The organism is Micromonospora citrea, from assembly GCF_049629545.1.
GTDB classification, from domain to species: Bacteria; Actinomycetota; Actinomycetes; order Mycobacteriales; family Micromonosporaceae; genus Micromonospora; species Micromonospora citrea_A.
This window is the reverse complement of record NZ_JBNADX010000018.1, coordinates 1-24,942: the sequence shown is the minus strand read 5'-3', so window position 1 is coordinate 24,942 and position 24,942 is coordinate 1. Positions and strand designations below refer to the sequence as shown.

The 24,942-nt window shown below is 72.6% G+C and carries 19 protein-coding genes and 2 pseudogenes; 5 read left to right on the top strand and 16 right to left on the bottom strand.

Annotated features, from left to right (window positions below):
• Nucleotides 1-5 precede the first annotated feature (5 nt).
• The 6 genes from ACPFP2_RS19560 to ACPFP2_RS19535 form a co-directional block, all read right to left on the bottom strand.
• Nucleotides 6-1,046 (bottom strand): NAD-dependent epimerase/dehydratase family protein, encoded by a 1,041-nt coding sequence (locus tag ACPFP2_RS19560; RefSeq protein ID WP_424090613.1) that lies wholly within the window; start codon nt 1,044-1,046, stop codon nt 6-8.
• Nucleotides 1,043-2,365 carry an aspartate aminotransferase family protein gene (locus ACPFP2_RS19555; RefSeq protein ID WP_424090707.1) on the bottom strand — a complete coding sequence of 441 codons (1,323 nt, stop codon included), beginning with the start codon at nt 2,363-2,365 and terminating at the stop codon, nt 1,043-1,045. The genes ACPFP2_RS19560 and ACPFP2_RS19555 overlap by 4 nt, the downstream gene beginning before the upstream one ends.
• Nucleotides 2,366-2,945: 580 nt before the next feature.
• On the bottom strand, nt 2,946-3,584 hold the full coding sequence (locus ACPFP2_RS19550; protein ID WP_424090612.1) for a response regulator: 639 nt from the start codon (nt 3,582-3,584) through the stop codon (nt 2,946-2,948).
• Nucleotides 3,572-4,675, bottom strand: a complete 1,104-nt coding sequence (locus ACPFP2_RS19545) for a sensor histidine kinase (RefSeq protein ID WP_424090611.1) — start codon at nt 4,673-4,675, stop codon at nt 3,572-3,574. The genes ACPFP2_RS19550 and ACPFP2_RS19545 overlap by 13 nt, the downstream gene beginning before the upstream one ends.
• A gap of 217 nt (nt 4,676-4,892) precedes the next feature.
• Entirely contained in the window at nt 4,893-6,215 is a 1,323-nt protein-coding gene (gene hisS, locus ACPFP2_RS19540) for a histidine--tRNA ligase (protein WP_424090610.1), read from the bottom strand.
• Nucleotides 6,216-6,270: 55 nt separating this feature from the next.
• Nucleotides 6,271-6,990, bottom strand: coding sequence for an MBL fold metallo-hydrolase (locus ACPFP2_RS19535; protein WP_424090609.1), 720 nt, complete (start codon nt 6,988-6,990; stop codon nt 6,271-6,273).
• A 259-nt stretch (nt 6,991-7,249) separates the two neighbouring features.
• Between ACPFP2_RS19535 and ACPFP2_RS19530 the strand changes: the two genes are divergently transcribed.
• On the top strand, nt 7,250-8,134 hold the full coding sequence (locus tag ACPFP2_RS19530; protein WP_424090608.1) for a peptidylprolyl isomerase: 885 nt from the start codon (nt 7,250-7,252) through the stop codon (nt 8,132-8,134).
• 58 nt (nt 8,135-8,192) lie between these two features.
• Nucleotides 8,193-9,029, top strand: coding sequence for a peptidylprolyl isomerase (locus tag ACPFP2_RS19525; protein ID WP_424090607.1), 837 nt, complete (start codon nt 8,193-8,195; stop codon nt 9,027-9,029).
• A gap of 74 nt (nt 9,030-9,103) precedes the next feature.
• Here the strand turns inward: ACPFP2_RS19525 and ACPFP2_RS19520 are convergent.
• The 8 genes and pseudogenes from ACPFP2_RS19520 to ruvC all read right to left on the bottom strand — a co-directional run.
• Nucleotides 9,104-11,383 (bottom strand): annotated as a pseudogene (locus tag ACPFP2_RS19520) (RelA/SpoT family protein); the annotation flags it as partial.
• A gap of 407 nt (nt 11,384-11,790) precedes the next feature.
• Nucleotides 11,791-12,357, bottom strand: a complete 567-nt coding sequence (locus ACPFP2_RS19515; RefSeq protein ID WP_363865835.1) for an adenine phosphoribosyltransferase — start codon at nt 12,355-12,357, stop codon at nt 11,791-11,793.
• Between the two features lie 99 nt (nt 12,358-12,456).
• Nucleotides 12,457-13,650 carry a protein translocase subunit SecF gene (gene secF / locus ACPFP2_RS19510; RefSeq protein ID WP_424090606.1) on the bottom strand — a complete coding sequence of 398 codons (1,194 nt, stop codon included), beginning with the start codon at nt 13,648-13,650 and terminating at the stop codon, nt 12,457-12,459.
• Nucleotide 13,651: 1 nt separating this feature from the next.
• Nucleotides 13,652-15,559, bottom strand: a complete 1,908-nt coding sequence (gene secD, locus ACPFP2_RS19505; RefSeq protein WP_424090605.1) for a protein translocase subunit SecD — start codon at nt 15,557-15,559, stop codon at nt 13,652-13,654.
• 228 nt (nt 15,560-15,787) lie between these two features.
• The gene (yajC, locus tag ACPFP2_RS19500) at nt 15,788-16,153 is read right to left on the bottom strand and encodes a preprotein translocase subunit YajC (protein WP_424090604.1); all 366 of its coding nucleotides are present in this window, start codon (nt 16,151-16,153) and stop codon (nt 15,788-15,790) included.
• A 118-nt stretch (nt 16,154-16,271) separates the two neighbouring features.
• Nucleotides 16,272-17,336: a Holliday junction branch migration DNA helicase RuvB gene (gene ruvB, locus ACPFP2_RS19495; RefSeq protein ID WP_424090603.1), complete on the bottom strand. Its 1,065-nt coding sequence runs from the start codon at nt 17,334-17,336 to the stop codon at nt 16,272-16,274.
• Nucleotides 17,333-17,935 carry a Holliday junction branch migration protein RuvA gene (gene ruvA, locus ACPFP2_RS19490; RefSeq protein ID WP_088978427.1) on the bottom strand — a complete coding sequence of 201 codons (603 nt, stop codon included), beginning with the start codon at nt 17,933-17,935 and terminating at the stop codon, nt 17,333-17,335. The genes ruvB and ruvA overlap by 4 nt, the downstream gene beginning before the upstream one ends.
• Nucleotides 17,932-18,459 carry a crossover junction endodeoxyribonuclease RuvC gene (gene ruvC / locus ACPFP2_RS19485; protein ID WP_424090602.1) on the bottom strand — a complete coding sequence of 176 codons (528 nt, stop codon included), beginning with the start codon at nt 18,457-18,459 and terminating at the stop codon, nt 17,932-17,934. Before ruvC ends, ruvA begins: the two co-directional genes overlap by 4 nt.
• Before the next feature lie 343 nt (nt 18,460-18,802).
• Here ruvC and ACPFP2_RS19480 point away from each other — a divergent pair, with 343 nt between their 5' ends.
• Together ACPFP2_RS19480 and ACPFP2_RS19475 are read left to right on the top strand one after the other, a co-directional pair.
• Nucleotides 18,803-19,585 (top strand): 3-hydroxybutyrate dehydrogenase, encoded by a 783-nt coding sequence (locus ACPFP2_RS19480; RefSeq protein ID WP_424090601.1) that lies wholly within the window; start codon nt 18,803-18,805, stop codon nt 19,583-19,585.
• A gap of 14 nt (nt 19,586-19,599) precedes the next feature.
• On the top strand, nt 19,600-21,516 hold the full coding sequence (locus ACPFP2_RS19475; protein ID WP_424090600.1) for a helix-turn-helix domain-containing protein: 1,917 nt from the start codon (nt 19,600-19,602) through the stop codon (nt 21,514-21,516).
• A 3-nt stretch (nt 21,517-21,519) separates the two neighbouring features.
• Here the strand turns inward: ACPFP2_RS19475 and ACPFP2_RS19470 are convergent, their stop codons facing one another.
• Nucleotides 21,520-22,128, bottom strand: a complete 609-nt coding sequence (locus ACPFP2_RS19470; protein ID WP_424090599.1) for a TetR/AcrR family transcriptional regulator — start codon at nt 22,126-22,128, stop codon at nt 21,520-21,522.
• 11 nt (nt 22,129-22,139) lie between these two features.
• A complete protein-coding gene (locus ACPFP2_RS19465; RefSeq protein WP_424090598.1) occupies nt 22,140-23,705 on the bottom strand; it encodes an MFS transporter in 1,566 nt (521 codons plus the stop codon).
• A 905-nt stretch (nt 23,706-24,610) separates the two neighbouring features.
• On the opposite strand from ACPFP2_RS19465, the pseudogene ACPFP2_RS19460 reads away from it, so the two are divergent.
• Nucleotides 24,611-24,942: pseudogene (locus ACPFP2_RS19460) on the top strand (hypothetical protein); the annotation flags it as partial.

Here is a 24,942-nt window from a genome sequence, read left to right as displayed (position 1 = left end):
CCGACTCAGAAGAAGATCTTCGCGAGGGAGAGGGCGCCCTGCCGCCACGGTTCCCGGCTGGTCCGGCCGCCGCCCGCGCTCGCCGTGCCCCGGTTGGCCCGCCACCAGCGGTAGGTGGCGAGGATCGCGTCCCGGTTGGACAGCCGGGGCGCGAAGCCGAGCCGCCGGCGGGCCTTGTCGATGCTGACGTACGAGTCGGCGCGCAGCTTGTGCAGCAGCCGCCCGTACACCGGGGAGAGTCCGCTGCGTTCCAGGCCGCGCAGCGCGGCCAGCGCCGGCGCGGCCGGCAGGCCGACCACCCGGCGGCCGTGCCCGGCGGCGTCCAGCACCGCCTGGAAGTCCTCCCGCAGGGTGCCGAACTCGGCCGCGCCCAGGTTGTAGGTGTCGTCGGCGACCTCGTCGGGGGCGTGCAGCACGGTCAGCACCGCGTCGACCAGGTCCTCGATCGCGAACATCTGCACCCGGACGTCGCCCCGGCCGAGGACCGGGAAGTGCCGGCCCTCCTCGGCCCACTCGAAGAGCATCGCGAACAGGCCCATCCGCCCGGGGCCGAGGAAGGTCTTCGGCCGCAGCACCGGCACGCACAGGCCGTCCGCGCGGAACCGCTCGGCCAGCAGTTCCGCCTCGACCTTGGCCCGGGTGTACGGGTCGACCGGCTCCCGGGGGTGGTCCTCCGGGGTGGGCACCAGGCGGGGCAGCCCGTACACGGCGGTCGAGGAGATGTGCACCACCCGGGGCACCCCGACCCGGTGGGCCGCGCCGAGGACCGCCGCCGTGCCGTCGACGATGATCGAGCGGATCATCTCGGCGGGGTAGCTGGGCAGCGCGGCGGCGGTGTGCACCACCGCGCCGGCCCCGGCGCACACCCGGGCCAGCAGCGCGCTGTCGCGGATGTCGCCCTGGCTGTGGGTCAGCCGCGGATGGTGGTGCGCCGCGGGCAGCAGGTCCACGCCGTGCACCCGGTGGCCGTCGTCGAGCAGGCGGCGGACCAGGTGCGCGCCGAGCATGCCGGACGCGCCGGTCACCACCACGTGGTCGTCGCTCACCACCGGGACGTCACCCGCTCCCGCACGAAGGAGGCGAGCAGCCTCGGCAGTCCCCGGGAGAGGGTGGCGTCGAGGCCGGTCAGGAAGCGCTCGACGTCGTCGGCTGTGGCGACCAGGCTGGGCGCGACCATCAGCGGGTTGTCCGCGTTCGGGCTGTAGTAGGTCATGATCCGGTGTTCGCGGAACAGGTGGGCGATCACCGACAGGGTGATCAGCTTGGTGCGGAACTGCGGGTCGTGGGCGAACCCCGGCACCAGCCGGCCGGCGAGGTCGAGCACCGCCGGCCCGCCGCCGAGGAAGACGCCCCAGAGCGCGCCGGCGCCGGCCACCCGGGCGACCACGTCCGGATGTTCCTTGGCGATCCGCTCCAGGCCGGGTCGCAGGACCGCCTCCAGGGCCCGGGCGCGGGCGGGGTAGTCGTCGCCGACCACGATGTCGATCGCCTCGACGGCGGTGGCGGTCTCCTCCCCGAAGCCGTAGTAGGTGGTGCTGTGCAGGATCACGTCGGCGAGCCGGTCGTACGCGCGGCGGAAGACGGGCTCCCGGGCGGTGTAGCCGGAGATGGACGCCTTGCCCCCGCCGAGCGACTTGGAGTAGGTGAGGATGTCCGGCAGCAGCCCTTCGTGCCGCAGGAAGTAGAAGAGGCTGCCGGTCTTGCCCCAGCCGGTGTAGATCTCGTCGAAGATCAGGATGATGTCCCGCTCGCGGCAGAGCCGTTGCAGCGCGAGCAGGTCCTCCCCCGACCAGGCCCGCATGGTGGAGGCGCTGAACGGCTCGACGAGGATGGCGTACACGTCGCAGCCGCCGTCGGGGGTACGGGCGGCGTCGACGGCGGCGCGGACGCCGGCCAGGTCGCCGTACGGGTGCACGACGATGCCGGGCAGGCCGGGGAAGCGGAACGCGTTCTCGGAGGAGCCGGTGAGGCTGCCCGCCCCCAGGGTCTTGCCGTGGAAGCTGATGTCGGCGCGCAGGATCGTGTTGCGCCGGCCGCCGTGGTACTTGTACGCCATCTTGACCGCGCCCTCGTTGGCCTCGGCCCCGGAGTTGGGAAAGTACGACACGGACAGGTCACCGGGGAGCAGCGCCGCCACGTTGTGGCTCAGCGCGGCCAGGTACGGCGAGAAGAACGCCTTGTGCACCTCCATGCGTCGGCGCTCGGCGAAGCGGCGCCGGGCGGCCAGGATGCGCGGGTGGTTGTGGCCGTGGTTGAGCACCCCCACGCCACCGGAGAAGTCGAGGATCCGCCGCCCGTCCCTGAGCTGGATCCACACCCCCTCGGCCTGCTCGACGAGTTCCCGACCGAACCCGAAGGTGGTCATCAGGGAGACCTGGCTGCGGCTGACGTGGGCACGGTAGAGCTCGTGCACCTGTGCGGTGCTGAGCTGCTCCGCCTCGTCGAGGTCGATCAATCGGGGCATCGGGGCTTGCCTTTCCTCGCGACGGCCGGTGGGCTGGCCCCACGGGTCGGGTGCGTCCGGCCGTCGCGAGGCATTGATCACTGCCCATGGGGGCGCTCCCAAACTAGCCATCGCGGGGGGTGGGGTCATGCCGCTCCTTCTGGGGACGGCGCCGCGGCCCGGGTGTCCCCGTCGCGGGGGACAGCACCGCCACGAGCTGCGGAAACGACGACGACCGCAGACCTCGCAGGGGCGCCGGCACGGCGTGCGCGACCCGGCGGGACGGTGCCCGGCGTCCGGCATCTGGACAGGTGGTGACGACGCGACGGGGTCGCGGGAGCGTCGGCGGCGACAGCCCGCGCGCCGTGCCCGCCGCCGTGAGGTCGGGCACCGTCGCGGCCGACCGACCCGCAGCCGTCGCGTCGAACCGCGTGCCGAGGCGTCACGCCGACGCCGGGCCCGTGACGCCCGCGCCGACGGCGGGCGGGCGGACCCGCCGGGATCAGCCGGCCTCCAGCTGGTCCTCCCGGACCCGCTCGGCCAGGTCGAGCTTGGTCCGGGTGGGACGACCCAGGTCGTGGTACTTGGACTTGACCCGGTCGAGATAGGTACGGGCGGTCTCCGGCCTGATCCCCAGGTGCCGGGCCGCCTGCTTGAGCGTCATGCCCGAGGCGTAGGCGAGCAGGACGGCCCGTTCCCGGGGCGAGAGCTGGGGTCGCACCGGGCGCGCGTCGCGCAGGCAGGCGAAGGCCAGCTCGGTCGAGAAGACCGGCTGCCCGGCGTGCACCTGGCGGATCGCCACGGCCAGCGCCGCCAGGTCGTGGTCCTTGGTGACGTACCCGCCGGCGCCCGCCGCGAAGGTGGCGACCACCTGGTCGGGCTGCGCCCAGACGCTGAGCACCAGCACCCGGTACCCGAGCGCGGTGAGCCGGCGGACGTTCTCCGCCGCGTCGCTGCGGTCGCGCAGCACCAGGTCCAGCAGCACCACGTCGACCGGTACGACCAGCTGCCGCAGCAGCTCGCCGACCGTGGCGCCGGTGCCGACGAGGCGCAGGTCGGGCACCCCGGCCACCCAGTTGGCGAGACCGTCGAGGAGCATCCGGTCGTCGTCGACCGCCGCCACCCGGATCACCGCGGCCACGACAGCTCCACGCAGGTGCCGGCGCCCGGCTCGCTGGAGACCCGTACCCGGCCGCCGACCTCGGCGACCCGGTCGACGACCGAGTGGCGGAAGCCGAACCCGGGCGGCACCGTCTCCGGCTCGAAGCCGCAGCCCCGGTCGACGACCGTCACCCGCAGCACGCCCCCCTCGCGGGTCACCGTCACCCAGGCCTCGTCGACATCGGCGTGCTTGACCACGTTGTTCAGCGCCTCCCTGGTGGCGTCGCGCAGCGCGTCCACCACCGCGGGCGGCAGTTCCGGCGGGGTCAGGTCGCCGCGGAAGCGCACCCGCAGGCCGAGCAACGACGCCGCGCCCACCACCTCCCGCAGCGCCGCGCCGAGGGTGCCGAAGCCGGTGTCGCCCCGGTCGGCGAGCAGGCCCCGGATGTAGTCGGCGTCGCGGGCGCACCGCTGCCGCACCGGCGCCGTACGGTGGTCCACACCGCCGCGCGCGATCAGCGTCAGCGTGGTCAGCACGGTGTCGTGCAGGGCGCGGTGGTGGGCCACCCGGGTGACGTACCGGGCGTGGTCGGCGGCCCGCTCCGCCTCGGCCGCCAGCCGCTGGGCGTTGACCCGGTCCAGGTGGCGTCCCTCGCGCCGCAGGTAGCGGATGCCGAACCCGGCGGCCAACGCGAAGCAGGCGATCCCGTTGGCGGCGTACAGCAGTTCCACCGGCGAGGTGTCGGCGGCGAACCCGAGGCCCACGGCCGTGCGGACGACGACGAGCCCGCCGACGACGGCCACGACGGCCAGCGGCCGGACGATCGCCGCGGCGGCGAGCGACGCAGCGGTCTGCGTCGCCCCGTTGCCCCAGTTGGACAGCACGCCGTTGGTCGACAGGTTGCCGGCGACCAGCACCAGCACCAGCACCGCGAGGACGACGTCGAGGTGGACCATCGGGGCGGGGAACCAGCCCCACCGGCAGGCGGTGCGGAAGAGCAGGACGTTCCAGCCCAGCACCACGGCCAGCAGCAGCAGGTTGGCCGGCCGGCTGTGGTAGAGGCCCTGGGCGCTGCTCACCAGCGCGGGGACGAAGCACCCGACGCGGTGCAGCGCCAGCAACACCACCATGAGCCGGTCGGCGCGTCTTTCGCCGCCCAGATGAGCTACCGAGAGCGGACAGTGACCGGCCCATGACACGATGGTCATTCTGGCACGTGGATCAACGACCGCCATCACTGTACGTCGATCTGATGATCACCTTTCGGTCACCCCTCGCCGACGGGAGGGCGGGCCCGACCAACCGCTCCGACGGTTGACGGCTGGTCAGGCCCGACCGAACGATGGTTCAGCCGACCAGCGGCTTCAGGTCCTCCCGGGGCGGGGTCCACTCCCCCGCCGCGGCGGGCACCTGCTCGCCGGAGCGGATGTCCTTCACCTCGTCGCCCTGCCCGCCGGCGAACCAGACGTACGGGATGCCCCGTCGCTCCGCGTAGCGGATCTGCTTGCCGAACTTCGCCGCGCTGGGCGACACCTCGGTGGGGATGCCCCGCGAGCGCAGCGCCTCGGCGACGCGGTTGCTCGCCGGACGCTCCTCCTCGGCGGTGACCGCGACCAGCACGCACGTCGGCACGCTGCGGGAGATCGACAGCGCGTTCGCGCCGAAGAGCAGGCCGAGCAGCCGGGTCACCCCGATGGAGATGCCGACGCCCGGGAAGCGGACGGCGCCGGCGCTGGCCAGGTTGTCGTACCGGCCGCCGGAGCAGATCGAGCCGAACCGTTCGTAGCCGAGCAGCTGCGTCTCGTAGACGGTGCCGGTGTAGTAGTCCAGCCCGCGGGCGATGCGCAGGTCGGCGACGCAGAGACCCGGGGAGTGCGCGGCAGCCGTCTCCACCACCGCCGCCAACTCCTCGATGCCCTCGTCGAGCAGCGGGTCGCTGACACCGAGGGCGCGTACCGCGTCGGCGAAGGAGGCGTCCGGCGCGGAGATCTCGGCCAGGGCCAGGGCCGCCTTGGCCTGCGCCTCGCTCGCCCCGGCGGTCTCGGCGAGCAGTTCGGCGACCTTGGCCGGGCCGATCTTGTCGAGCTTGTCGACCGCGCGCAGCGCCGCCTCCGGGTCGCCGATCCCGACGCCCCGGTAGAAGCCCTCACAGATCTTGCGGTTGTTGACCTGGATGCGCACCGGCGGGATCGGCAGCGACCGCAGCGCGTCGCCGATCACCAACGGCATCTCCGCCTCGTAGTGCGCCGGCAGGGTGTCCCGGTCGACGATGTCGATGTCGGCCTGGAGGAACTCTCGGTAGCGCCCCTCCTGCGGACGCTCGCCCCGCCACACCTTCTGGATCTGGTAGCGGCGGAACGGGAACTGCAACTTGCCGGCGTTCTCCAGCACGTACCGGGCGAACGGCACGGTCAGGTCGAAGTGCAGGCCGAGGGAGTCGTCACCGGCCGGGCCGTCGGTGTCGGCCTGCAACCGGCGCAGCAGGTAGACCTCCTTCGAGGTCTCCCCCTTGCGCAGCAGCTGGTCCAGCGGCTCGACCGACCGGGTCTCCAGCGGCGCGAAGCCGTACAGCTCGAAGGTGGCGCGGATCCGGTCGAGGACGAACTGCTCGATCATCCGCTGCGCGGGCGTCCACTCCGGGAAGCCGGAGATGGGCGTGGGCTTGCTCATGGCGTACTCCTTGCGTCCCGCGCGCACCGCGCGGGCAGGTCGTGGGTCGCGGCGGCTACAGGCCGCGGGTGGGCGCGGCCGGGCGCGCGTCGCCGATCCCCGCCACCTCGACGAGGTACGGGTTGGTCGCGCGCTCGCGGCCGATGGTGGTCGCGGGGCCGTGGCCGGGCAGGACGACGGTGTCGTCGGCCAGCGGGAGGACCTTCTCCCGCAGGCTGGTCAGCATGCGGGGCATGCTGCCGCCCGGCAGGTCGGTGCGGCCGATCGAGCCGGCGAACAGGACGTCGCCGGAGAGGCAGACCTGCTCCGCCTCCCAGGGCGAGCCGGCGCCGGGCATCCGGAACAGCACCGACCCGCCGGTATGGCCCGGGGCGTGGTCGACGGTGATCTCCAACCCGGCCAGCGCGAGCGTCGCCCCGTCGGTCAGCTCGGCCACGTCGTCCGGCTCGGCGTACGGCAGCCGGCCACCGAAGAGCTGGGTGAGGTCCATCGACAGCGCCTTGGACGGGTCGGCCAGCAGTTCCCGGTCGTCCGGGTGGACGTACGCGGGGATGCCCCGCGCGCCGCAGACCGGCGCGACGGAGAAGGTGTGGTCGAGGTGGCCGTGGGTGAGCAGCACGGCGGCCGGGTGCAGGCGGTGCTCGGCGAGCACGGCGTCGAGCCGGTCGAGCACCCCGATGCCGGGGTCGACCACCACGCACTGCTCCCCCGGCGCGGTCGCCACCACGTAGCAGTTGGTGCCGAAGGCGTCCGCGGGAAAGCAGGCCACGAGCACGGGGGCTCCCCTTCCGTCGATTCGTCCTACCCACGGCCAGCCTAGTCGCCGCGGCGATCCGATATTCCCGGCCCACCCGTCGCGTCGACCCCACCGGCCACAGTGACGCACTTTGATAAACCGGTCCGGACCTCGTACACCACTTTCCCAGCGGCTACCCGTACACTCTGGCGGGCGTGTGGCGTGGCGCACCCGCCCCACGGCGGCCGAAGGGCCGCGAGGCGCCGGTGACGACCAGGGTAGAGGAAGGGGAGCACGGGTGGCTTCCAGCAGGGACCGGCAGCGCAAACTGGCGCGCGCCAAGCTCGACCGGCAGTTGGCCCGCCGTGCCGCGAGCGCGCGTCGCCGCCGGCAGATCCAGGCCGGAGTCGGCGCCGCGGTCGTGCTGGCGCTGATCGTGGTCGGTGCGGCGTGGGGCCTCGGCGCGTTCGACCGGGACCCGATGAAGAACACCGCCCAGGACGTCTGCCTCTGGACCCCGCAGGACGCCGCCGCGAACACCAACCTGCGCGACGTCGGCACCCCGGCCACCACCGGCCTGCCCACCACCGGCACCCGGCCCATGACGATCAACACCAGCCAGGGCGGCCCGGTCACCGCCGAACTGGACCTCGCCGGGGCGCCCTGCGCCGCGGCCAGCATCGCCCACCTCGCGGGCCAGTCGTTCTACGACAACACCAAGTGCCACGAGATCACCGCCGAGGGCGCGCTGCGCTGCGGCGACCCGAGCGGCACCGGCCTGGGCGGCCCGTCCTACTCCTTCTACGACGAGAACGTCCCGGCGGCGTCCGAGGCGAGCCCGTCGGCCAGCCCCGCCCCGGGCCAGGCGCCGGCGTACCCGAAGGGCGCGGTCGCCATGATCGCCAACCCGCCGGGCGCCAACGGCAGCCAGTTCCTGATCTTCTTCAAGGACTTCAACCCGGCCAAGCCGGCGTACCCGGTCATCGGGCGGATCACCGGCGGACTCGACGTGATCGAGAAGATCGGCGCGCTCCCGACCGTGGACAATGGGACCGGGGCCAAGGTCAAGCCGAAGACCGACGTGGTGCTGCAGAAGCTCACCGTCGGCGAGCCGACCCAGGCCGCCCCGGCTCCGACGGGACCGGCCTCCGGCGCCCCGTCGGCCAGCCCCAGCGCCGGCTGAACCGGACAGACCACCCGTACGCGGCAGCGACCGCGCAGATAGTCCAGGAGGAGTGACCGTGACGTCCACGAGAGAGCGGCAGCGCGCGGCGGCGCGGGCCCGACTCGAGCGGGAGATGGCCGAGCGCGCGGCCAAGGCCCGCAAGCGCCGGCAGACGCAGGCCATCGTCGGGGCCGCCGCGGTCCTGGTGCTCGTGGTCGCCGGCTCCGTCTGGCTGGCCACCACCCTCGGTGGCGACGACGACGAGCAGGGCACCACCACGACCGCGGGCTTCTCGCAGTGCGTGTACAACGAGGTGCCCGCCGACGCCCGGTCCAAGCAGATCAAGGACGTCGGCCTGCCGACCAACCAGCAGGCCAACAAGGGCACCCAGACCATGACGATCGACACCAACCTGGGCCCGATCACCGCCAGGCTCGACCGGTCGGCGGTCCCCTGCACCGCCGGCAGCTTCACCCACCTGGCCAGCAAGGGCTTCTTCGACAACACCAAGTGCCACCGGCTGGTGACCGAGGGCATCAAGGTCCTGCAGTGCGGCGACCCGAGCGCCACCGGCAAGGGCTGGCGCGAGACCGACGGCACCGGCGGCCCGAGCTACAACCTCGCCGAGGAGAACCTGCCCACCGACAAGCGCCCCGCGTACCCGGAGGGCGTCATCGCGATGGCCAACTCGGGTCAGCCGGGCAGCACGGGCAGCCAGTTCTTCATCGTCTACGGCGACTCGCAGCTCGACCCGAACTACACCGTCGTGGGCACCATCACCGGCGGCATGGACCTGGTCAAGCAGGTCGCGGCGGCCGGCGACGACAAGGCCTTCGCCCAGCAGGCCGGCGGCGGCCACCCCAAGAAGGAGGTCGTCATCACCAAGCTGACCATGAGCGAGATCCAGAGCTGATCCCCGTACGACGAAGCGCCCGCCGGCTGGAGCCGGCGGGCGCTTTCTCGTCGTGCCCGAGACCGGGCGGCCGGTCAGGCCCCCGAGGTGACCCGGTAGGCGTCGAAGACGCCGTCCACCTTGCGGACCGCGGCCAGCAGGTGACCCAGGTGCTTCGGGTCGGCCATCTCGAAGCTGAACCGGCTCACCGCCACCCGGTCCCGGGTCGTGGTGACGGTGGCGGAGAGGATGTTGACCCGCTCGTCGGAGAGCACCCGGGTGACGTCGGCGAGCAGCTTGTGCCGGTCCAGCGCCTCCACCTGGATGGCGACCAGGAACGTCGAGGCGGAGGTGAGCTTCCAGCTCACCTCGACCACCCGCTCGCTCTGCGCCCGCAGGTCCTCGGCGTTGGCGCAGTCGTCGCGGTGCACGCTCACCCCGCCGGAACGGGTGACGAACCCGAAGACCGCGTCCGGCGGCACCGGGGTGCAGCAGCGGGCCAGCTTGATCCACACGTCGCTGACGCCCCGCACGACGACGCCCGGGTCACTGCTGCTCTGCCGGCTGCGCGGCGGACGGGTGGCGACGGCGGTCTCGGCGATGTCCTCCGCCGCGCCCTCCTCGCCCCCGTACGTGGCCATCAGCTTCTGCACCACGGACTGGGCGGAGACCTGGCTGTCACCGACCGCCGCGTAGAGCGAGGCGACGTCGGCCAGGTGCAGGTCCCGGGCGATCGCCATCAGCGCGTCCGAGGTGAGCATCCGTTGCAACGGCATGCCCTGCTTGCGCATCGCCTTGACGATCGCGTCCTTGCCGGCCTCGATCGCCTCCTCGCGCCGCTCCTTGTTGAAGTACTGGCGGATCTTGGTGCGGGCGCGCGGGCTCTTGACGAAACCCAGCCAGTCCTGCGTCGGGCCGGCCGTGTCGGACTTCGAGGTGAAGATCTCGATCACGTCGCCGTTGGACAGCGTCGACTCCAGCGGCACCAGCTTGCCGTTGACCCGCGCCCCGATGCACTTGTGCCCCACCTCGGTGTGCACCGCGTACGCGAAGTCCACCGGCGTCGACCCGGTCGGCAGCGGGATGACGTCGCCCTTGGGGGTGAAGACGTACACCTCCTGGCTGGACAGGTCGAAGCGCAGCGCGTCCAGGAACTCGCTCGGGTCCGCCGCCTCCCGCTGCCAGTCCAGCAGCTGGCGCAGCCAGGTCATCTCGTCGATGTGCGCCGGCGGGCCGACGATCTGGGTGCCCTTGTGCTCCTTGTACTTCCAGTGCGCGGCGATGCCGAACTCGGCGGTGCGGTGCATGGCGTACGTGCGGATCTGCATCTCCACCGGCTTGCCGGTGGGCCCGATGACCGTCGTGTGCAACGACTGGTACATGTTGAACTTGGGCATGGCGATGTAGTCCTTGAACCGGCCCGGCACCGGCTGCCAGTTGGCGTGGATGACACCCAGCGCCGCGTAGCAGTCCCGCACCGTGTCGACCAGGATCCGCACCCCGACCAGGTCGTAGATGTCGTTGAAGTCGCGACCCCGCACGATCATCTTCTGGTAGATCGAGTAGAGGTGCTTCGGCCGCCCGGTCGTCTCCGCCTTGATCTTCGCGGCCTTCAGGTCGGTGGACACCTTCTGAGTCACCTGACGCAGCAGCGCCTCGCGCTGCGGCTGGTGCTCCCCGATCAGCCGGTTGATCTCCTCGAACCGCTTGGGGAACAGGGTGCCGAAGGCGAGATCCTCCAACTCCCACTTGATCGTGTTCATACCCAGCCGGTGCGCCAGCGGGGCCAGGATCTCCAGCGTCTCCTTCGCCTTCTGCTCCTGCTTCGGACGGGGCAGGAAGGTCAGGGTCCGCATGTTGTGCAGCCGGTCGGCCAGCTTGATCACCAGCACCCGCGGGTCCTTGGCCATCGCCACGACCATCTTGCGGATCGTCTCGGCCTTGGCCGCGTCACCCAGCTTGACCTTGTCCAGCTTCGTCACGCCGTCGACCAGGAGGGTCACCTCCGGGCCGAAGTCCGCCCGCATCTGGTCGAGGGTGTACTCGGTGTCCTCGATCGTGTCGTGCAGCAGCGCGGCGACCAGGGTGGTGGTGTCCATCCCGAGGTTGGCCAGGATGGTGGCCACCGCCAACGGGTGGGTGATGTACGGGTCGCCGGACTTGCGGTACTGCCCGGAGTGCCATCGCGCCGCGGTGTCGAACGCGCGTTGCAGCAGCCGCGCGTCCGCCTTGGGGTGGTTCTCGCGGTGGGTGGCGATCAGCGGTTCGAGCACCTCGCTGACCTGCGAGGACTGCCAGGGCGCGTTGAACCGGGCCAGCCGGGCGCGCACCCGGCGGCCGGTCGGCGCGTTGGACAGCGCGAAACCGCCGCTCGGCGAGGGGTCGCCGTCGGCCGGCAGCGCCACCGTCGCGGCGTCGGCCTGACCGGCCGCCTCGGGAGCCGCGCCGTCACCCGCCACCCGGGCCGGCGGGGTGCCCTTGCGCTCGGTCACCGAGCCGTCAGAGTCGCCTGTCGGGTGCACCGTGCCCTCCACCGGAGGGACGACATCGTGGGACACCGGCCTCCTCACCGCTCGCCGGGAACACGTCGACCGTGCGGTCGACGCCTTCTTCAACCGGCCACCGGGCCGGTGTTGTTCCGCGCCGGCAGGGTGGCCGGCCGGTCCTCGCGCCTGAGGGGCGGTGGACCCGCCCGTCAGCAAAGGGCAATGCTACCCGCACGGTGGGTGCCGCGCCGCTCCGCCGGACGCAGGTGCGACGGCCGGCTCCGACGGCGCCCGGGTCAAACGGTCAGCAGGGCATGGACCGGGCGGCCGGCGAGCTTCTTGCGGCCCTCCAGGAAGCCCAACTCCAGCAGGACGGTGAAACCGGCGACCGTGCCGCCGGCCCGTTCCACCAGGTCGAGGGTGGCCTCGGCGGTACCACCGGTGGCCAGCACGTCGTCCACCACCAGCACCCGGTGCCCGGCGGTGAAGGCGTCCTGGTGGACCTCCAGGGTCGCCTCGCCGTACTCCAGGGCGTACGAGGCCGAGTAGGCGGCCCGGGGCAGCTTGCCGGCCTTGCGCACCGGCACCACGCCCACCCCCGTGGCGTACGCGATCGCGGCGGCGATCACGAAGCCGCGCGCCTCGATGCCCACCACGATGTCGAACGAGTCACGGCCGTGGTACCCGACGATCCCGTCGATCACCTCGCGGAACACCTCGCCGTCGGCGAAGAGCGGCATCAGGTCCTTGAACATGACACCCGGCTTGGGGAAGTCCGGCACGTCCAGCACCCGGCTGGCCACCAGCCGGGCGACCTCCGGGCCGCTGTCTCCCCGTACCCCGGCGCTGTGCGTCTCCGTCACGGTGGTGCTCCCTCTCAAGCGACGACGGCGTCCTCCATGCCGCTCGCACAGCATGAAGGACGCCGTCGGTTCGTCTCCTACCGGGTCCGGCCGGACCGGTCAGCGCCGCTTGGCGCCACCGGGCCGGTTGCCCCCACCGCCACTGGGACGGCCGCCCCGCGCGCCGCCGGAACGCTTGCCGCCGGGACGGGCGCCGACCTTCGGCGCGGTGCCGGCCAGGGCCGCCGCCTCCGGGTCGATCGCCTCGTCGTCGGCCTCGGCGACCGGACGGGGGGCGCCCTTCGGGGCGATCTCGCCCCGGGCGAGGGCGCCCCGGCGCGCCAGCACCCGCTTGTTGTGGGCCTGGATCCGCGGCTCCTGGTTCTTCAACAGCACCAGCAGCGGGGTGGCCAGCAGGATCGAGGTCAGGAACGCCACCGCCATACCGACGAAGAGCACCAGACCCAGGTCCTTCAGGGTGCCCGCGCCGAGCAGGCCGGCACCGATGAAGAGCAGGCCGCCGACCGGGAGCAGGGCGACCACCGAGGTGTTCAGCGACCGCATCAGGCTCTGGTTCAGCGCCAGGTTCGCGGCCTCGCCGTAGGTCTGGTTGTTGTTGGCGGTGATGCCCCGGGTGTTCTCCTGCACCTTGTCGAAGACCACCACCACGTCGTAGAGCGCGAAGCCCAGGATGGTGAGGAAGCCGATGACCGTCGACGGGGTGACCTCGAAGCCGACCAGCGAGTAGATGCCGGCGGTCAGGATCAGGTTCATGAACAGCGAGACGATCGCCGCGACGGCCATCCGCCACTCGAAGCGCAGGATCAGGTAGACCGCCACCACCGCGACGAAGATGATCAGACCGAGCAGCGCCCGGGAGGTCACCTGGTCGCCCCAGGCCTCGCTGACCTGGTTGCCGCTGATCTGGTCGGCGTTGATGCCGAACGCGCCGGCCAGCTCGTTCTTGACATCGGTCGCCTGCTCCTGGCTGAGCTGCGAGGTACGCACCTCGTAGTACTCGCCACTGGTGCTGCCGACCTTCTGGGCGGTCACCACCTCGGCGCCGCTGCCGGTGGCCGCCAGCGCCTTGTCGACCTGTTCCTCGGTCTGCTCCAGGGTGCCGACGCTCGCCGGCACCTGGAACGAGTTGCCGCCGGCGAACTCGATGCCGAGGCTGAACTTGAGCACCGCGAAGCTGAACAGGGAGACCAGCACCAGCAGGCCGGCGACGCCGAACCAGAGCTTGCGCCGGCCGACGATGTCGAGTCCGGCCTCACCGCGGTAGAGCCGGCTCGCGAGACCACTTCCAGCCATCTCAGGCCTCCTTGACGCGCGGGTTGCGGGGGTTGGCCTGCTCGGTCCGGGCCGGCAGGGCCCGGCCGAGACCGCTGACCCGTGGAGAGAGGAACGCCCGGGTACGGGCGAACATCGTCATGATCGGGTGCCGGAAGAGGAAGACCACGACCAGGTCGAGGACCGTCGCCAGGCCCAGGGCGAAGGCGAAGCCCTTCACCGCGCCGACCGAGACGACGTAGAGCACCACGGCCGACATCAGGGTGATCGCGTTCGCCGAGATGATCGTCCGGCGGGCCCGGATCCAGGCGCGCGGGACCGCGCTGCGTGGGCTGCGCCCCTCCCGGATCTCGTCCTTGAGCCGCTCGAAGTAGATGACGAAGGAGTCCGCCGCCACACCGAGCGAGACGATCATGCCGGCGATGCCGGCGAGGGTGAGGGTGAAGCCGATCTGCCGGCCGAGGAACACCAGCGCGCCGAAGACCAGCAGCGCGGAGAGCACCAGGCTCAGGAAGATGACCGAGCCGAGCAGCCGGTAGTAGAAGAACGAGTAGATGATGACCAGCAGCATGCCGATGCCGGCGGCCAGCAGACCGGCCCGCAGGTGGCTCTCGCCCAGGGTGGCCGTGACGTTCTGCTGCTCCTGCGGCACGAAGGTCACCGGCAGCGCGCCGTAGCGCAGGTTGCCGGCCAGCTGGGCGGCGTCCTTCTGGGTGAAGCTGCCGGTGATCTGCGAGTCGCCGGTCAGCACGCCCTGGATCTCCGGCGAGGAGACGATCTCGTTGTCCAGCACGACCGCCACCCGGCACTTGCCGTCCTGGCCGAGCGCGCTCTGGTCGCAGGCGCCGCCCTCGTTGTTGAACGCCTCACGGGTCAGCGCGGTCCACTTGTCCTGGCCGGTGCCGGTGAAGTTGAGGCTGACCACCCACTGGCTGGTCTGGTCGAGCACCGCGTCGGCGTCGTCGATGTCGGTGCCGACGACCTTCGCCACGTCGAGCAGGTACTTGGCCGCGCCACTCTCACAGGCCACCGCCTGCTGCTTCTCGTCCTTGATCGACGCCGCCGGGCGCTTGTCGAGCTGGGCGCAGGTGATGGTGGGGACGTTGAACTGCATCTGCGGCGACAGCACCGCGACCTCGGCCGGGGAGAGCGTGCCGAACGGCTTGAGCTTCTCCGCCAGGGACGGGTCGGCGGTGAAGTCGGCCGGAGCCTGCAGGGCGCTCGCGGCGGCCCAGGCGGCGGCGCCGACCTTCTTCTCGACGGCCTTGCGCTGCTCCTCGACGCTCTGCGGCACGGGGGCGGCACTGGCGCTCGGCGAGGCGGCCGGGGCGCTCGGCGAGGCCGAGGCGGACGGGCTGGCGCTGGGCGCGGGGGCGCCGCCGCCCTGGCCGCCGGCGCTCGGCGAGGCGGTGGCCTTCGCCGACGCGGACGCCTTCGGCGAGGCCGACGCGCTGCCGGACGGCGCCGGTGAGGCGCTGCCGGACGGCGCCGGGTTCGGGGTCGCCGCCGGGGCGCTCACCGCTCCGCTGCCGTCGGTGGCCTTGAGCACCTTCCGGAAGCGCAGCTCCGCGGCCTCACCGACGTCGTTCAGCTCGCGGTTCTGACCGGGCAGGGAGACGACGATGTTCCGGTCGCCCTCGGTGACCACCTCGGCCTCGGCCACACCGTAGACGTTGACCCGGCTCTCGATGATCCGCCGGGCCTCCTCGAGGTTCTCCGCGGTCGGCGGCTTGCCGTCGATGCTGTTGGTGGCCTCCAGGGTGAGCCGGGTGCCGCCGATCAGGTCCAGGCCGAGCCGGGGCTCCAGCCGGTCCTTCCAGCCGCCGCTCGCCCCGCCCGAGAAGAACACCAGAAGATAGAGGACGACGAAGATGAACCCGAGCACGGCGAGCTGCCGCCCGGGGCGCATCTGTCCCTGAGGTGGTGCCACGGCTGTCTGTCTCCCTGTAACGGTCGCGCCGCCGGTGCGGCGGCGGCGAGGTCGGACCGGGGGCCCCGGCCGACGTGCTCTCCGGGGCCGGAACCCGCGGTCGGCACGGCGGCCCACCGCCGACGCGAGGGCGTCGTACGGACGGTCGCGTGCCGACGTCGGACGCCGGCCCACCTATCCAGTTGTCACGTCACGCCCGCCCTCCGCACGGGAGGATGGGCGGGGCGTTCACTCCTTGACGGCGTCCGCGTCCTCGGCGACCGGCTCGGTCGTCTCGGTGCGCTCGGCCTGGTTGACCACCCGGGCGATGGCCGGTCGGGCGTAGCGGGTCTGGACGCCGGGGGCCACCTCGAGCAGCACGGTGTCGTCGTCCACCCCGGTGACCGTGCCGTAGAGCCCGCCGATGGTGACGACCTCGTCACCGGGGGCGAGCGCCTTCTGCATGGCCTCGGCCTCGCGGCGGCGCTTCTGCTGCGGCCGGATCATCATGAAGTACATGACCCCGAAGAGCAGGGCGATCATGAGGATCGGCGTCAGACTACCGGCGCCTCCGCCGGACTGTGCTGCGTAAAGCACGGTGTGCGACCTTCCCATTGGCCCCCGGCCGGCACGATGCGCCGGAGCGGAGGCGGATTCTCACATCCTGTACAGACCGCGGCGAGTCTAATCCCTGCGCCTGAGAACGCCGAATGCGGTGCAGATCACGTTCGGATCACGGCTGATCGGGCGTGGCGGAGAACAGATCGGGCACGGGCGAGGCATCAACGCCAAATGTACCATTTGGTGGCGTACGGCCCAGGTGACGCCAGGCCGCCTCGGTGGCGACCCGCCCCCGGGGCGTACGGGCCAGCAGGCCGGCACGGACCAGGAAGGGCTCGCAGACCTCCTCCACCGTGTCCGGCTGCTCCCCCACCGCCACCGCCAGCGTGGAGAGCCCGACCGGCCCACCCCGGAACGAGTCGACCAGCGCGGTCAGCACCGCCCGATCCAGCCGGTCCAGGCCGAGCGCGTCGACGTCGTACACCGTCAGCGCGGCCCGGGCGGTCTCCAGGGTGACCACGCCGTCGGCGCGGACCTCGGCGTAGTCGCGGACCCGGCGCAGCAGCCGGTTGGCGATCCGGGGCGTGCCCCGGGAGCGGCCGGCGATCTCGACCGCACCCTCGTCGGTGATCGGCACGCCGAGGATCCGGGCCGAGCGGTGCAGCAGCGCCTCCAGGTCGGCCGGGGAGTAGAAGTCCAGGTGCGCGACGAAACCGAACCGGTCCCGCATCGGCCCGGTCAGCAGGCCCGAGCGGGTGGTCGCGCCGACCAGGGTGAACGGCTCGACGTCCAGCGGGATGGCGGTGGCGCCCGGCCCCTTGCCGACCACCACGTCGACCCGGAAGTCCTCCATGGCGCTGTAGAGCAGTTCCTCCGCCGGCTTGGCGATCCGGTGGATCTCGTCGATGAAGAGCACGTCGCCCTCGGCGAGGCTGGTCAGGATGGCCGCCAGGTCGCCGGAGCGCTCGATCGCCGGACCGCTGGTCACTCGGATGCCGGAGCCCAGCTCGGCGGCGACGATGTTCGCCAAGCTGGTCTTACCCAAGCCGGGCGGGCCGGACAGCAGGATGTGGTCCGGTGGGGTCCCCCGGCGCATCGCGCCCTGGAGCAACAGGTCGAGCTGGTCGCGGACCCGGTCCTGGGCGATGAACTCGGCCAGCCGTTTGGGCCGGACGCTGGCCTCGGCGTCGAGTTCGGCGTCGGCGACGTACGCGGAGACCAGGTTGTCGCCGGTCATCGGGTCCGGCCCAGCAGCCGGATGGCCTGCTTGAGCAGGACCGGCACCGGCGGGGTCTCCCCGTCGACCGTCTCCGCCACCGCCGCCACCGCCTGGTCGGCCTGGGCGGCCGTCCAGCCGAGCCCGACCAGGGCCTGGCGGACCTGCTCGGGCCACGCCCCGCCGGTGACCCCGGCCGCGCCGTCGGCGCCGACCGGCACCGGACCGATCCGGTCGCGCAACTCCAGCACCAGGCGCTCGGCGCCCTTCTTGCCGATGCCCGGCACCCGGGTCAGGGCAGCGGTGTCGGCGTTGGCGATCGCCTTGCGGACCGCGTCCGGGGTGTGCACGGCCAGCACCGCCTGGGCCAGCCGGGGGCCGACCCCGCTGGCCGTCTGGAGCAGCTCGAACAGTTGCTTGGCGTCGTCGTCGGCGAAGCCGTACAGGGTGAGCGAGTCCTCCCGGACGACGAGGCTGGTGGCGAGCCGGGCGGGCTGGCCGACCCGCAGCTCGGCAAGGGTGCCGGGGGCGCACTGCACCGCCAGGCCGATCCCGCCGACCTCCACCACCGCGTGGTCGGGACCGGTCGCGGTCACCGTGCCGCGCACACTGGCGATCATCCTGCGCCTCCTCGTCGTACCCGGTCGGCCGCCGCGGCCAGCTTCGACCGCGTGCCGCCGCGCCACACGTGGCAGATGGCCAGGGCGAGGGCGTCGGCCGCGTCGGCGGGCTTCGGCGGCTCGGACAGCCGCAACAGCCGGGTCACCATGGTGGTCATCTGCTTCTTGTCGGCCTGACCGGAACCGGTCACCGCCGCCTTCACCTCGCTCGGCGTGTACGTCTGCACCGGCAGGCCGGCGCGCGCCCCGGCGAGCACGGCGATCCCGCTGGCCTGGGCGGTGCCCATCACCGTGCGGACGTTGTGCTGGCTGAAGACCCGCTCCACGGCGACGGCGTCCGGCCGGTGCTCGGCGACCAGGTCGGTGAGGGAGCGGTCCAGGTGCAGCAGGCGCAGCGGCAGGTCGTCGCCGGGGTCGGTGTAGACGACGTAGTAGGCGATCAGGGTGCAGGGCCGGCCCGGCACGCCCTCGACCACGCCGACTCCGCACCGGGTCAACCCCGGGTCGACGCCGAGCACGCGCACGCCGCCTCCTCCCCCAGCCGCCAGCAGTACGTGTGTTCGACACCCTACTGGTGCCCGCCGACGGCCGCCGTCCGGGACACGCCGTGCGGGCTGCGGGCCTACCGGCGGGTCGGGTCCGGCTCGAAGGTCCGCCGCGTCCACCGTGCCCGCCCTCCCGACGACGTCGACGCCCGCCACCCGGCGGCGCGTGCGCAGCAGGATGGCACGCCCCTGTGACGGTTCCCGCCGGCCGGCGGAGCCGGGCCGACCCCGGCCGACGTCCCGGCGCCCACACAGACCCGGGGCGGAGTATGTGTCGCCGCCCCATGTGCCGGCGGCCACACAGCTCGTAACTTCTTGCGCCATGACGGCAGAACCCGTGGCGGTCCCCCACGTCGTACGCGTCGACCTGTCCGGTCGTAGCGCCCTGGTGACCGGTGGTGGCAGCGGCATCGGCCGGGCCTGCGCCCTGCGGCTGGCGGCGGCCGGCGCGGCGGTGCTGGTGGTGGACCGCAACGTCGAGGCGGCCAAGGCGGTGGCCGCCGAGGCCGGCGGCCGCGCCGAGGGGGTCGACCTGGCCGACCCGGCGGCGGTGGACCGGATCGACGCCGACGTCGACATCGTCGTCAACAACGCCGGCCTGCAGCACGTCGCACCGGTGCAGGAGTTCCCCGCCGAACGCTTCGCCCACCTGCACCGGGTGATGGTGGAGGCGCCGTTCCGACTCATCCGCCGCGCGCTGCCGCACATGTACGCCCAGGGCTGGGGCCGGATCGTCAACATCTCCTCGGTGCACGGGCTGCGCGCCTCGCCGTACAAGTCGGCGTACGTCTCCGCCAAGCACGCGCTGGAGGGGCTGTCGAAGGTGGTCGCCCTGGAGGGCGCCGCGCACGGGGTGACCGCCAACTGCGTCAACCCGGCGTACGTGCGCACCCCGCTGGTGGAGAGCCAGATCGCCGACCAGGCGGCCACCCACGGCATCGGCGAGGACGAGGTGGTCGAGAAGATCATGCTGGCCCGGGCGGCGATCAAGCGGCTGATCGAACCGGAGGAGGTGGCCGAACTGGTGGCGTACCTCTGCTCGCCGCCCGCGGCGTTCATCACCGGATCGTCCATCGCCCTCGACGGGGGCTGGACGGCGAACTAGTGGTTGCCCGCACAATGAGCCTCATGTCGTCGCCGGTCGAGTTCCTGGAACTGCTCGCCCGGGAGGCCGCGGCGGTCGAGTTCGAGGGCCCGCTGGTGGCCGCCCGGGCGGCCGGGCTGCCGCCGGAGCGGCTGGCCGAACTCGAACACGCCAAGGTGGTGGCGTTGCGGGTACGCGGCCTGCTGGAGCGCCGCCGGCGCCGGGAGACCGAGCTCTCCGGCCTGTACGACACCGCCAGCGACCTGGCCGGCCTGCGCGACCTGGACGACGTGCTGCGGGCGATCGTGCACCGGGCCCGGCACCTGCTCGGCGCCGACGTGGCATACATGACGCTCAACGACGAGGAGCGCGGCGACACGTACATGCGGGTCACCGACGGGTCGATCTCGGCGAAGTTCCAGCGGCTGCGGCTGGAGATGGGCGACGGGCTGGGCGGTCTGGTGGCGCAGTCCGGCACCCCGTACGTGACCGCCAACTACCAGGAGGACGAGCGCTTCCGGCACACCGGGGAGATCGACTTCGGGGTGGGCGAGGAGGGCCTGGTGGCCATCCTCGGCGTGCCGCTGCGGCTCGGCTCGAGCGTGATCGGGGTGCTCTACGCGGCGAACCGGTCGGCCCGGCCGTTCGCCCGGGAGGAGGTGTCGCTGCTGGTCTCCCTCGCCGCGCACGCCGCGGTGGCGATCGACACGGCCCGGCTGCTCGCGGAGACCCGCGCGGCGCTGGCCGAGCTGTCGGCGGCGAACACCACCATCCGGGCGCACAGCACCTCGGTGGAGCGGGCCGCCGCCGCCCACGACCGGATGACGGCGCTGGTGCTGCGCGGCGGCGGTATGGAGGACGTCGCGGCGGCGGTCACCGACGTGCTCGGCGGGGCGCTGCTGGCCCTGGACGCCGAGGGGCGGCTGCTGGCCCGGGTCGGCGAGATCGAGGAGCCGGACCGGGCCGACCTGGTGGAGGCGGTGGCCGCGTCGCGTACGGAGGGGCGCAGCGTGCGCCGGGGCAACCTCTGGTACGCCGCCGTGGTCGCCGGTGCGGAGAACCTGGGCGCGCTGGTGCTTCGCCCGGACGGGGAGCTGGTCGACGCCGACCAGCGGATCCTGGAGCGGGCGTCGCTGGTGACGGCGCTGTTGCTGCTGTTCCGTCGTACCGTGGCCGAGGCCGAGGGGCGGGTCCGGGGCGAGCTGCTCGACGACCTGATCGCCCGGCCGCTGCGGGACACCGACGCGCTGCGCAGCCGGGCCCGCCGCCTCGGCGTGGACCTGGACGCGCCGCACGTGCTGGTGGCGGTCGGCGACGACGCGATCGCCGCGACCGGTTCCGCCCGGCAACGGGTGCTCTCCTGGGCCACCACGTACGCCTCGACGCGGGGCGGGCTGGCCGCGGCGCGCGACGGCCGGGTGGTGCTGATGCTGCCGGGCCGGGACGCGGGCGGCAGCGCCCGCGCGGTGGCCCGGGACCTGTCCCGGGTGACCGGCCGTCCGGTGACCGCCGGGGCGAGCGGGCCGACGTCCGGGCCGGCGGCGTTGGCCACCACGTTCACCGAGGCGGACCGCTGCCTCACCGCGCTCGGGGCGCTGGGCCGCACCGGCGAGGGGGCGAGCACCGCCGAACTGGGCTTCGTCGGGCTGCTGCTGGGCACCGTCGGCGACCAGGGCGAGCAGGACGTGGCGCGGTTCCTCACCGCCACCGTCGGGCCCGTGGTGGACTACGACGCGCGGCGGGGCACCGCGCTGGTGCGGACGCTGGAGGCGTACTTCGGGGTGGGCGGCAGCCTGGCCCGGGCGGCCGAGCAGCTGCACGTGCACGTCAACACGGTCACCCAGCGGTTGGAGCGGGTCGGCCAGTTGCTCGGCGCGGACTGGCAGAAGCCCGAGCGGGCGCTGGAGGTGCAGCTCGCGCTGCGGCTGCACCGGCTGCGTTCCCCGGGCTGATCCTCAGCGGGCGCGGATGCCCTCCAGCACCCCGTCGACGATCTTCTCGGGGAGGATCCGCTCGTCCAGCTCCGGGTGCCAGCGCAGCATCCGCTGCATCAGCATCGGCCCGGTGAGCAGCGCCATGGTCAGCTCGATGTCCAGGTCGGCGCGCAGGTCGCCGTCGCGTACGCCGCGTCGCAGCACCTCGCGCATGAGCTGCCGGCGCGGCTCGATGATGTTCTGGTAGAGCTGGAAGTGGTCGGGGCTCCGGTTCACCTCGGGCACCAGGCACGGCATGATCTTCCTGGCGCGCGGGTCGATGTGGTGCCCGACGGCCCCCACCAGCAGCACCAGGTCGTCGCGGACGGAGTGGCCCACGGGTTGGGGCACGATCCCCTTGAGCCGGCGCAGCGCGTCCAGCAGCAGGGCGTCCTTGCCCGGCCAGCGCCGGTAGATGGTGGCCTTGCCGACGCCGGCGCGGGCGGCGATCGCCTCGATGGACAGCGCCTCGACGGTGCTGCCCTCGGCGAGCAGGTCGAGGGTGGCCTCGACGATGGCCTCGTCCGCGCGGACGCTCCGCGGTCGCCCGGGCGACCGCGGAGCATCGGCGGTGGAAGTCATGTCAGACATTGTCCCCGAACCTACGCGGTTCCGGCCAACTCCGGTTCGCCGGCCACCGGCGTGGCGGCCGGCCCCGCCGCCCGGCCGGGGATCCAGCGCAGCACCACGAGGATGCCCAGCGCGGCCACCGCCGCGGCGAGGCCCGCCGCCCAGTGCATGGCCGAGACGTACGACTCGTTGGCCGCCGCGATCAGCGTCGGCCCCGCCGGGCCGAGCTGAGCGGCTGCCGCGTACGCGCCGGAGATGGACTCGGTGGCGGCGTCCCGGGCCGAGGCGGGCAGGCCGTCGACGGCGGTGGCGATGTCCGCGCGGTAGGACGCGGAGAGCACCGAGCCGAGCACGGCCACGCCGAGCGCGCCGCCGACCTGACGGATGGTGTTGCTGACCGCGGAGCCGACGCCGGCCTTCTCCCGGGGCAGCGCCGACATGATCGACTCGGTGGCCGGCGGCATGATGTTGGCCATCCCGGCGCCCTGGAGGAAGAAGAAGAGCAGGACGACCCAGATCGGCGTGGTCTCGCCGACGACGGCGAGCGCGCCGAGGGCCACCGAGGTCAACGCCAGCCCCACCACCGCGACCGCCCTGCCGCCGTAGCGACGGACCATCGCCGCGCTGCGCGGCGCGAAGACCAGTTGGGCGCCGGCGAACGGGAGGAAGAGCAGGCCGGTCTCCAGCGGACTGTAGCCACGGACCAGTTGCAGGTAGAAGGAGCTGAAGAAGAGCACGCCCATCGCGGCGAAGAAGACCAGTCCGACGATCGCCACCGGCGCGGCGAAGCGGGGCACCCGGAACAGCCGGACGTCCAGCGACGGGTGGTCGCTGCGTCGCTCGTGGGCGACGAACCAGGCCAGCACCGCCAGGCCACCGACGATGGCCACCCAGACGGTCGGACGGCCGAAGCCGTGCTCGCCGCCGTCGATGATGCCGTAGGTCAGGGCGACCAGGCCGACCACCGAGAGCAGCACACCGAGCAGGTCGACGCGACCGGGGTGCGGGTCACGCGACTCGGGCACCAGCACCGCGACCAGCACGAGACCGATCGCCACCACCGGCAGGTTGATCAGGAAGACCGAGCCCCACCAGAAGTTCTCCAGCAGCGCGCCACCGAGGATCGGGCCGATCGCCACCGCCAGGCCGACCGCGCCGGCCCAGACGCCGATCGCCCGCGCCCGCTCCCGGGGGTCGAAGACGTTGGAGATGATCGACAGGGTCACCGGCATGATCGCCGCGCCGCCGACACCCATCAGCGCCCGCGCCGCGATCAGCTGGGCGGGGTTCTGGGCGTACGCCGACAGCAGCGACGCCAGGCCGAAGAGCGCCAGGCCGATGAGCAGGAAACGGCGTCGCCCGTTGCGGTCGCCGAGCACGCCGAAGGTGAAGAGCAGCCCGGCGAAGACCAGCGTGTACGAGTTGATCGACCACTCCAGCTCGCCCTGGCTGGCGCCGAGGCCGTGCACCGGGTCGGCGAGGGTGCGCAGGGCGACGTTGAGGATGGTGTTGTCGAGGACGACGACGAGCAGGCTGATGACCAGCACCCCGAGGATCGCCCATCGTCTCGGATGTCCGGTGTTCTCGTGCGGTTCCATGTCCGGTTCTCCCCCCGGTGCACCCGCACTCGCGAAATACGATACGGGTCGGACTCGTAATGCGCCTGAGCCTAGGTCCCGCCGTTCCGATACGGAACCGTTCCGTATCGTATGTGACGGGCGTCACCGTCCCTCCCCGAGCCGGTCCTGCACCGACCGTCGACCTCATGCTCGGCAGCCGGGCGGGCCCGGGGCATCTCCCGGAGTGCGTGAAGCCCGGCTGATCGTCGGGGCTGGGGTCGGGGTGCCATGAGCGGTGCCACCGCAGGCTACGGATCTGAGTGCCCGGAGGCTCGGACAAGGATCTCCCCGAGCGGGCCGCCGACCCCTGCCTGGGACGCTACGGACTTGATCGCATGGATGGTTCAGGCCGAGAGTCGCCAGAGGGACGCCTGATCCATCTGTGCAATCAGGTCCGTAGCGCCCGCACGGTCCGGCCCAAGACCCGAACAAGCACGCCGGAACTGGACACGACACTGCCGGACCCGGACACCGGACCCCGGACCCGGACACCGACACCGACACCGACACCGGGCATCGGGCATCGGGCATCGGGCACCCGGCATCGGACACCACCGAACCCGGGCACGGCACTGCCCCGGGTCCGGGTGCCGTGGCCGGTGTCACCGTGGTGGCGGAATGGTGGCCGGGCCGGGGTCGTTACACCCTCTGTACGACCGCAGCAGCACCCCCGGCTGCAAGCCCGCGAGCCTGATCGGCGCGGGGATCGGGTGGGCCGGAATGCCGGCCGGCCGGTCGTCGTTACACATGGTCCCGGCGCCGCGAACCCGGTTCGCCCGTGCCTGCCGGGCCGATCGACTTCTTGAGCGCCTGTTCGAGGTGCCCGCACGCGATGTCGTCCCCCACGACGCGTGTGTGTCGACCCCCGTGAAGGAGCTTGTCTGATGAACACGATCATGCGGAAGAGCGTTCTCGGTATCGCTGGTCTCGCCGTCGCCGGTGGCCTCGCCGCCGGCCCGCTGAACCACGACACCACCGCCCCGGTCGAGGGCACCCCCGTCGCCGTGGCCGTGCAGGCCGACAAGCCGACCGTGGACAAGGGCAAGCTGATTCCGCACGGTGTGCAGGGCCAGCAGTCGCGTATCGACCTGACCGACGAGCAGGTCGCCAACACCAAGGCCATCATCGCCGCCACCAAGAAGGCCGGCATGGACGAGCGGGCCGCCGTGGTGTCCATCGCGACGGCGCTGCAGGAGTCGAAGCTGGAGAACCTGGG